General features: G+C 66.0%; 9 protein-coding genes and 1 pseudogene. 6 read left to right on the top strand and 4 right to left on the bottom strand.

What is annotated here, in order from left to right:
- Positions 1-201 (bottom strand): alpha/beta hydrolase fold domain-containing protein (locus AC3EO4_RS55140; protein ID WP_431904778.1); only part of this gene is annotated, 201 nt, incomplete at its 3' end.
- A gap of 38 nt (positions 202-239) precedes the next feature.
- Here AC3EO4_RS55140 and AC3EO4_RS55135 point away from each other — a divergent pair.
- The 3 genes and pseudogenes from AC3EO4_RS55135 to AC3EO4_RS55125 all read left to right on the top strand — a co-directional run.
- Positions 240-404: a hypothetical protein gene (locus AC3EO4_RS55135; protein ID WP_431904775.1), complete on the top strand. Its 165-nt coding sequence runs from the start codon at positions 240-242 to the stop codon at positions 402-404.
- A 374-nt stretch (positions 405-778) separates the two neighbouring features.
- The gene (locus AC3EO4_RS55130) at positions 779-1,735 is read left to right on the top strand and encodes an integrase core domain-containing protein (RefSeq protein ID WP_431904772.1); all 957 of its coding nucleotides are present in this window, start codon (positions 779-781) and stop codon (positions 1,733-1,735) included.
- Between the two features lie 51 nt (positions 1,736-1,786).
- Positions 1,787-2,014, top strand: a pseudogene (locus tag AC3EO4_RS55125) (transposase); the annotation flags it as partial.
- Positions 2,015-2,041: 27 nt separating this feature from the next.
- Here the strand turns inward: AC3EO4_RS55125 and AC3EO4_RS55120 are convergent.
- Positions 2,042-2,548: a GNAT family N-acetyltransferase gene (locus AC3EO4_RS55120; RefSeq protein WP_379581994.1), complete on the bottom strand. Its 507-nt coding sequence runs from the start codon at positions 2,546-2,548 to the stop codon at positions 2,042-2,044.
- 567 nt (positions 2,549-3,115) lie between these two features.
- On the opposite strand from AC3EO4_RS55120, the gene AC3EO4_RS55115 reads away from it, so the two are divergent.
- Entirely contained in the window at positions 3,116-4,189 is a 1,074-nt protein-coding gene (locus tag AC3EO4_RS55115) for a hypothetical protein (RefSeq protein WP_431904770.1), read from the top strand.
- Positions 4,190-5,174: 985 nt separating this feature from the next.
- Here AC3EO4_RS55115 and AC3EO4_RS55110 read toward each other — a convergent pair.
- Complete coding sequence (locus tag AC3EO4_RS55110; protein WP_431904767.1) at positions 5,175-5,750, bottom strand: GNAT family N-acetyltransferase; 576 nt, start codon at positions 5,748-5,750, stop codon at positions 5,175-5,177.
- A 657-nt stretch (positions 5,751-6,407) separates the two neighbouring features.
- Here AC3EO4_RS55110 and AC3EO4_RS55105 point away from each other — a divergent pair.
- On the top strand, positions 6,408-7,319 hold the full coding sequence (locus AC3EO4_RS55105; RefSeq protein WP_379581999.1) for a tyrosine-type recombinase/integrase: 912 nt from the start codon (positions 6,408-6,410) through the stop codon (positions 7,317-7,319).
- Positions 7,320-7,343: 24 nt separating this feature from the next.
- Positions 7,344-7,778, top strand: coding sequence for a hypothetical protein (locus AC3EO4_RS55100; protein WP_379582001.1), 435 nt, complete (start codon positions 7,344-7,346; stop codon positions 7,776-7,778).
- A 275-nt stretch (positions 7,779-8,053) separates the two neighbouring features.
- Here the strand turns inward: AC3EO4_RS55100 and AC3EO4_RS55095 are convergent.
- On the bottom strand, positions 8,054-8,241 hold a 188-nt coding region (locus AC3EO4_RS55095), incomplete at its 5' end, for a hypothetical protein (RefSeq protein ID WP_431904762.1).

The raw sequence follows: 8,241 nt of genomic DNA, 5'->3' as shown, positions 1-8,241 counted from the left end.
GGCGGCGTAAGCCTCGCCCTCGTCCCTGAGGACGTCGTTCTGGTCGACGATGACCAGCGCCGGCGGGAGGCCCTCGAGTTCCTCGAGGGAAGCGCGCAGCGGTGACGCGGTGATCTCTTCGCGCTGTGCTCCATCGCCCGGGATGTACGCGTCCCAGAACCAGGCCATGCCCCTTGCGGTGAGGAACGACGAACGTGACAGTCTCGTCGAGCGGCGCCCGGCCCGTACGGTCCCAGTTGATGCTGATCGGCGTCTCGCCCTTCTGGATGGTCGCCGGGGATGACTCGACCGGGTTGAAGTTGCCGGCCTTCTTCAGCGCGGCGAAGAAGTCCAGGCCGGGCTTGATGTCGTCGAAGGAGCCCTTGTTGGCGAGGGGCCGCGGCGTTCTGGCTCATCGAACTTGATCGGGGTTTGAGGTTCCGCCGGGCACAGGAGACTTGAGAGAGCTCGTGGCTCGATGATCCTTCTTGTTGTCGAGGCAAGAAGTGTCGCGCAACAGCCGGTAGCGGGCGGTCGGCGTGGACAGCACGATCCCTTCGGTTGCGGGTGCCGATTATTCATCCGTGCAGGTCAAAGACATGGTGGACGACCCTGTACCGCGTCAAAATACAGCCACGTCGGCTCTGACCTGGGGGTTGACTGGGTCCGTACCCGCAGACAAGATCGCGTCTTGTGCTTGTCCGCCTGCTCTATCTGATCACGCTCCGGGTGTTCGGCTGGCTCATGTTGCTGGGCCGCAGCCAAGCGTCGAAGGACGCGGAGATCATGGTGTTGCGTCATGAGGTGGCGGTGCTGCGGTGTCAGGTGGGACGGGCCGAAGCCGGACTGGGTCGATCGGGCCGTTCTCGCGGCGCTGGCCCGGTGGTTGCCGGCGGTGCTGCGTGCTCATCGGCTGGTCACCCCGGCGACGTTGCCGGCGTGGCATCGTCGTCTGCTGCGGCGGACGTGGACCTACCCGTATCGGCCCGGGCGTCCGGGAACGAGCCGAGAGGTTCATGATCTGATTATTCGCCTTGCGCGGGAGAACCCCGGATGGGGCCATCGGCGGGTGCACGTGGAGTTGGTACGGCTTGGCGTCCAGGTGAGCGAGGCGACCGTGCGGCGCATCCTGCGGTCGCGCCGTTTCGGGCCGGCGCCCCGGCATCTCGACACCTCCTGGCGGATCTTCTTACGATCGCAGGCCAAAGGGCTCCTGGCCTGCGATTTCTTCCATGTTGACACGATCTTTCTGAAACGCTTGTACGTGTTGTTCGTGATGGAAGTTCGTACGCGGCGCGTACACGTCTTGGGTGTGACCTGCCACCCGACCGGCGCCTGGACCGCTCAGCAAGCCCGCAATCTCCTGTTCGACCTCGGTGAGCAAGCAGCGTTGTTCCGATTCCTCATCCGCGATCGGGATGCCAAGTTCACTGGCGTCTTCGATGAGATCTTTGCCGCCGCGGGCATCGCGGTGCTGAGGACGCCGCCGCGGACACCTCGGGCGAATTGCTTTGCCGAGCGGTGGATCCGTACGGTGCGCGCCGAATGTAGCGATCGCATGCTGATCTACGGTGAACGTCACTTGCGCGCGGTACTGGACGAGTATGTCGGTCACTACAACGGCCACCGGCCTCACCAGGCGCGATGGCAACGACCACCTGATCAAGGCGAACAGGTGGTGGTGCCGATGGAAGGCCGGATCGAACGCCGCAAAGTGCTCGGTGGCGCGATCAACGAGTACCGCCGAGCCTCATAGGCCAGGCGGAGAAACCTCAGCTCAGACCGTACATGCGAGTTTTGACGCACTACAAGGCTGCCGGCTTGGATCGAAGCCGTCCAGGCCGACGGCCTGCCCGCCCTCCGCAGCTTCGCGACCGGCCTCACCCGTGATCAGGCCGCCGTCACCGCCGGACTCAGCCTGCCGTGGAGCAACGGCCCCACTGAGGGCGCCGTAAACCGGCTGAAAATGATCAAGAGAAGTATGTACGGCCGCGCCAACCTCGACCTACTCCGCCAACGAGTCTTGATCATCTGAGCGCTACGATATCAGCGTCAGACGCTGTTATCCGATCGGTCCTGCGTAGATCCGGCACTGCCGGCCGTGGACGTCGGCCATCCGCTCGAAGGTGAGGTCGATCTTTTCGGCGACGCGTTGGGAGGGCACGTTGTTCGGGTTGATGATCGCGATGAGCTGATCGAGGCCGAGGACGTCGCGAGCGAAGTCACGGCAGGCCGTCGCGGCCTCGGTCGCGAGCCCCTGACCGTGGAGGCGGGCGGGAAGCTGGTAGCCGACCTCGATGTGAATGTCGTTGCCGACCTTCTGAGGCGTGAGGCCGCAGTTCCCGGCGAACTCGCCGGTGTCGCGAAGGGTGAGCAGCCATAGGCCGTGGCCGTACTCACGGTAGAGGCGCTGGTTCCACTCGATCCAGCTCCCGGCCTCCTCCCTAGTCTTGGGCGCGGGGTAGTAGCGCATGACTTCGGGGTCGCCGAGCATGGCGGCCATGTCGTCGAGATCGTCGGCGGTCATCTCGCGGAAGGCGAGGCGTTCGGTGGGGCCGGGGATCGGCATCAGGCTCCTTGGCGCATGGCGAGGTGTCGGCTGACGGGCAGCCCGGCAGCCGGACAACGGGTAGTGGGTAGCGGAATTGAGCTGCAAGGATGACCCGAGCTGCAAAGAAGATCAAGTCTTGTCCTGGCGCCGCCGCCGCTGCGATCCTGAGCGCAGGCGTTATTTCTAGCCGGGTCGGAGACCCATGCACCCTCCGGCGGCGAGGCGTTTGGCGGGTCCGAGTTCGGCGATCATCGGTGGCTCGCCCCTGTGTCTTGCCGAGGTGGGGCCAGTGCTGGGCGGGCTCCGCCAACCGTACACGCGGGTCGGCCGCAGTAACTCAAACTCCTCATTTATGCGCGCGAACCGGCGTTGCCAACCCGCACACCTCGATGCGGAAGCGGCGCGAACCTGACCGGCACCGCAACAAGATCAGCGCCAGACCCCAGTTACTTGTCGCACAACAGCTTTCGGAGAACACGCGTCGAGTCCTCCCGGTCGTTCTTCGCTTCCTCCGGGGCCAGCGAATCAGTGGACGGCGCGCTCTCGGCGCGCTTTTCTGTGATCGTGCGAGGAACCATCGCTCTCGTGGTCGCTATCGGCCTTCTGACGCTGACGACCCTGGAGAGCCGCCGCTTGGCTTGGAGCGTGGTGGCAGCGGCTGCCATGGTGCTCGCCTTCTGGCTCTGGTCCGTGTGGGGACGGCGACTGAGGGCTCCCGCCCGTAAGTGGCGGCGTCGGCTGGTGTACTCAGGCGTAGGACTGGCGAGCATCGTCTTGGCACTGCTCAACGGGCTGCCCGAGGTGGTCGAGCAGTGGGTCACTGGCGAAAGTACCGAAGAGCTCCAGCTGGGATTCACCACGATGGCCTGGTGGGGGAGAGTCGGCAAGGTGTTGCAGTTCATCGCGGCACTCGTCGTACTGATCGACCTGGCTGACCCCAACCGGCTGCGCGCGATCGGCGCGCGTGCTGGGCTACGGCAGCGCGGCATCGATCCCAAGATCGACCGCCGGACAGGCGTGTCTGCATACCTGCGCGCGGCCGACTGGCTGACGAACCATGTGGTGACCCGGCGGGTGATGCTGGGTGCGTACGCCCTGGGCCATCAGCACACGACGACCGGAGATCCCGAACTCGTCGACCCGCCGGCAACCCACGTGCCCGACCACCTGCCCCTCAGCGACCTCGACTACCACGTACTCCATGCCTGGTTCAAAGGCGAGATCGCCGGTAAGCCCATCGCGCCCGAACATGAACGCCAACTGGAAGCCATGGCATGGAAAGTGGTGACGGACCAGCTGTCCGATTCCGAGCGCATGCAGGTGGAGAAGGCTCGCCAGCGTCGTGCGCTGGCAGGCAAGGCGGTGGGGCCCGCCGTGCTGCTCTTTGGTGCCCTGGTGTTGGGGATCCGCTTCGCGCTGGACCCGGGCGACTGGTACACCCTCACCCTGGCCGCCATCGCAATAGCCGGAACAGTCGGGCTCTCGCTCGGGGAAGGCAAGCTCTACGGGCGCTGGTTACACGCGCTCTATCTTCCGCAACGCGTGGTGGCGGAGTCGCTGGCACAACTTCTCGACCGCGAGCGGCCCGCGCACCCGCTGCGTTGGCTGGCGTTCTTCATCTTCCTGTACGGCTTCGTCCTCGACCTGCTGGCGTCCTAGCGTCATTCTCTCGGATCAGCGAGCAGGGCGGCGGGGCGCCCCGGCACTGCTTCACAGACTTTGATCCAGAGCCGGCCCAGGCGGCTCGTCGACCAGGTCGATGAGGTCCCGACGGTGGCCAGGCTCCATGTAGCGCAGGCTGAGCAAGACGTCATCGCGGCCGCGCTGCAGGCATTGAAGACCCCTTCTCCCGCCAGGACGTATGGGCCATCACGCTTCTCCCGCCAGGACGTATGGGCCATCACGCGATGGGCTTACCGCCTGGTCAGTCGACCTCGAGCCCGTACCGACGGAGCCTTTCGGCCTCCTCTACCCGGCCTGCTCGCACCATCGCCTCGCTCATTGATCGGCGGCGTAATTATGACCAGTCTCGGCCCGCTCGCGTAGCTCCCCCACGCGGCCCACTTTGGCCAGCAGCTTGGCCAAGTGGAAGGCGGCGACCTCACCGGCACCCCTACTCGCGGCAGGTTGATAAGGCCCTGCGTGGTAGGCCGAAGGATGAGGCAGCGATCCGCGATATCACATACTGCCGAGTCGATTAGTCGGGATCTTGTTTAGCGGAGAGGCCAGACATGACCCTCCTCAGACATGACGAAGTCCCGAACCGAGGGGTGTTGTAAATCGATCGATTCTCAGTACCCGCCCCCTCGGCGTCATCGCCGCCAAGACCGGCATCCCCAAGACCTCCCTGCACCGCTACCTCAGCGATTGACACCGCGGCCGGTCGCGGAACGAGCGTTTCTGAGACGGCCCGCCGGCGCCCGCAGATTGTCAGTGCCCACGCATAGCGTTGGCTCACCCCCCGGACACCAACGACGACGGGCGGGCCGGATGTCCTTCACCGCGCTTCACCCCACGCACTGAGCCGTGCCGGCGCGGTGGCGTCCTTGGGTTCCAGCCGCAGCGCCGGTAGGAGAGCGGCCGCGTGTATGAGTGACAGCGTGATCTTCGTCCCGGCGAGGGCTCCCCAGCGTCTCCGCCGTAATCACTCGTGAGCGGGCCATTCCTCGGCCAGGAGCGCGTATGAGAGACCGTCGAGCCATCCCTTGGTGCGGTGGAGTGAGTCTCTCACCATGTGCTGTTCGCGGCGCATCCCGACCCGCTCCATCAGCCGCCACGAGGATTCGTTGTCGTAGAAGCAGTCCGCGTGCAGGCGGCGCAGGCCAAGACTCTTGAAGGAGATGTCGATGAGGGCGCGTACCGCTTCGGTGGCGTAGCCCTTGCCGCCGTAGGAGGGATCGAGCGTCCACCCGAGCTCTCCTTGGACGCTTTCCGCCTGGTCAGCGACCTCTTCCTGGGCCCAACCGTCCTGGACCTTCAGTGTCAGGTCGCCGATCACCCGGCCGTCCAGTTCGACGATGAGCAGGTCTACGAGCCGCTCCTCGCGGAGGAAACGCTCACGGTAGTCGTCGTAGGTCTCTGTGGCGGCCGCGACCCATTCGTGAGTCTCCGGCAGCTGCCGGAAGGCCCAGGTCGCGTCTAGGTCGTCGGGGGCAGCCCGGCGCAACAGCAGCCGCTCAGTGGAAATCGGCCAGTCCGGCGTGTCAAGAGGGTGACGCATGAGCCCTCATACTGACAGCGGGCTGTGGTGATACACAAACGGATTACTGCGGACGACGTCTCCGACAACGACGCGGCGATCGCCCTACAGGAACCGACAGGACACCGAAGCGACCAGGGCTCCCGGAAACCCGCGTCCTGAAAATCAAGTGGGCCCGGAGGCCGGGGCGGGATTGGTCGGGTGTCAAAGGGCGGGCGGGGTCGTCGGCTCCGTCTGGGGGACGTCGCGGAGGGCGTCGGCGACGGCGTACCGCGAAGCTCGATGAGCAAACAGCATTCAGATCAGTCAGTTTGAAGACGACCTCGGGAATCAGTGCAGAGGACTTCAGGAACCGACACTGCGCGGATGGCGGACCGCCCGACCGGTGCCGGAAAACGTGTTGAGAAGTTGGAGTGTTCACCAACTCCGAATGCACCCTCTACCGCCATGGCCGTTCCGTTGTTGCTCAAGCTCCCCGCTCTGGAGGGTCGGTTCGGTGGTGTGGTCGGCGAATGCACGGTGCTCCTCCGGTCACGCGCGAGAAGACACCTCACAGAATCCCAGTGGATAATGTTCCTTATCCGTTGAGAATCTTGGTCGGCTCAGTGAATAATGGGGTTCGCGCCTGCGCGGAACACAGGGCGCAGCTCAGCGGATAAGAGGAAGGGTGTGCTTCGGATGAGCGCTCGCATCATCGCGCTGCACGAGCAGAGCACCGAGCGGTCGACTGTCACCGCGGTGGCGGAGCGAGCTCTGGCGGCGATCGAGCGCTACCTCGACAGGTGCAAGCTCAGCCCGCACACTGTGAAGGCCTACCGCCGGCAGTGCGCCGCCTACGTCGCCTGGCTGGCCGAGCATGCCGCCGCGCACCCCGACGCCTTCGACGACGTCGTCGGCGCCGAGGCCGCGGTGACCGCATGGCGGCGCCACCTGCTCAAGGTGCGCAAGGACAGCCCGAGCACCGTCAACCAGGCCCGCGCCGCAGTGACACTGATGTACGAGCACGCGGCCCAACTGCGCATCAAGGTCAAATCGGCAACGGTGCCCCGGCCCGGGGAACCTGACGCGCTGACCCGCCAGCAGCAGGGCGCGCTTGAGCGCGCCGCCGTACGCCGCGGTGTACGCGACGCGGCGATCATCTACCTGTTGCTGTACACCGGCGCCCGCGCGGAGGAGAGCGTGCTGGATCTGGAGGACCTCGCGCTCACCGCGCGGACCGGGTCGGTACGGCTGCACGGCAAGGGCGACCAGGTGCGCAACGTGCCCGTGCCCGCGCCGGCGCGCGAACGCCTGTCGGCCTGGCTACTGGAGCGCGGCTCGGACCCGGGCCCACTGTGGATGGGACAGCGGGGGCCGCTGACCGTCTCCGGCATCACCCAGGTGGTGCTCGCCGCGGGGGAGGAGGCGGGACTGAAGGGCGTGCGCCCGCACGATCTGCGCCATACCTACGCCACCCGGCTCCGTCAGGAGGGAGCCGACCCCGCCCAGGTACAGGCGCTGCTCGGGCACGCCAAGCTCGACACCACCGCCCGCTACTTCCGCGCGGGTCAGGCCGAACTGGAAGCCGTCGTCGAACGCGTCTTTGACTAACCCCCCAAAAGACAGGAGAGGCTCGTGTCCCTATCCCAGCTCCACCTTCAGGTGAGCCAGGGCGAGCGCACCTATGACCTGCACGTGACGGCCGTCGACGGCGGCCACCAGGTGGAGGTGACCGGCAGCGACGCCAACGGCGAGCAGATCGCCGAGCTGCGCGGCACACTGCCGAAGGCGGACCTGGCGCTGGTCGTGCAGCTGCTGACCTCCGGCGCGGCCGCGCTCGGCAAGATGCCGCGCACGGGCGCCACGGTGGAAGAGCGCCGTCAGCAGCACCGCAACTCCCACCAGCCGTGGACCGACGAAGACGACCAGCGGCTGAAGGAGCTGGCGGCCGCGCCCGGCGCCAGCATCACCGGGCTGATGGAGCACTTCGGGCGCAGCCGGGCCTCGATCGAGGCCCGGCTGCCGAAGGTCGGCGTGGAGCCCGCGCTGCCGCTCAAGGCCCCGCAGTAGGCGAGCGGGCCGCCCCGGAGGGCGGCCCGCCGACCTGTCAGAAGCCCTCGAGCCGTACGAACGGGTCCATCCTGTCGAGGTCCACGCTCGATGGAACCGGCAGGTCGTGAAGCAGTCGAAGCGCCGCGGCGACCTGTGTGGGTGAACCGTGCTGGTGCGGAGCCAGCGAGCATCCACTCGCGTTTCTCGGCCTCGCCGAAGGTCCCCGAAAATCGAGAACTCCCAGGTCCGATGGCATGGAGGGTTGTAGGGCGCCCGGGGCTCGAACCCGGAACCTACGGATTAAAAGTCAGCAGCCCTAATACCGGGCTATGTTTCAACGGATTCAATTGTATCACTCTGTTGAGTTTTGTCGCATTTAAAATGTCTGAAAATGTCGGCGGGTGTTCGTGGGTGCCGATGGCCGAAGAGCACGCGACGAGCATGCGGCGGGTGGTTCGGCCCGCCCTGACGCGCTCTTGAC

It is taken from the genome of Nonomuraea sp. bgisy101 (assembly GCF_057708945.1).
This window is presented reverse-complemented; position numbering and strand designations above follow the sequence as displayed.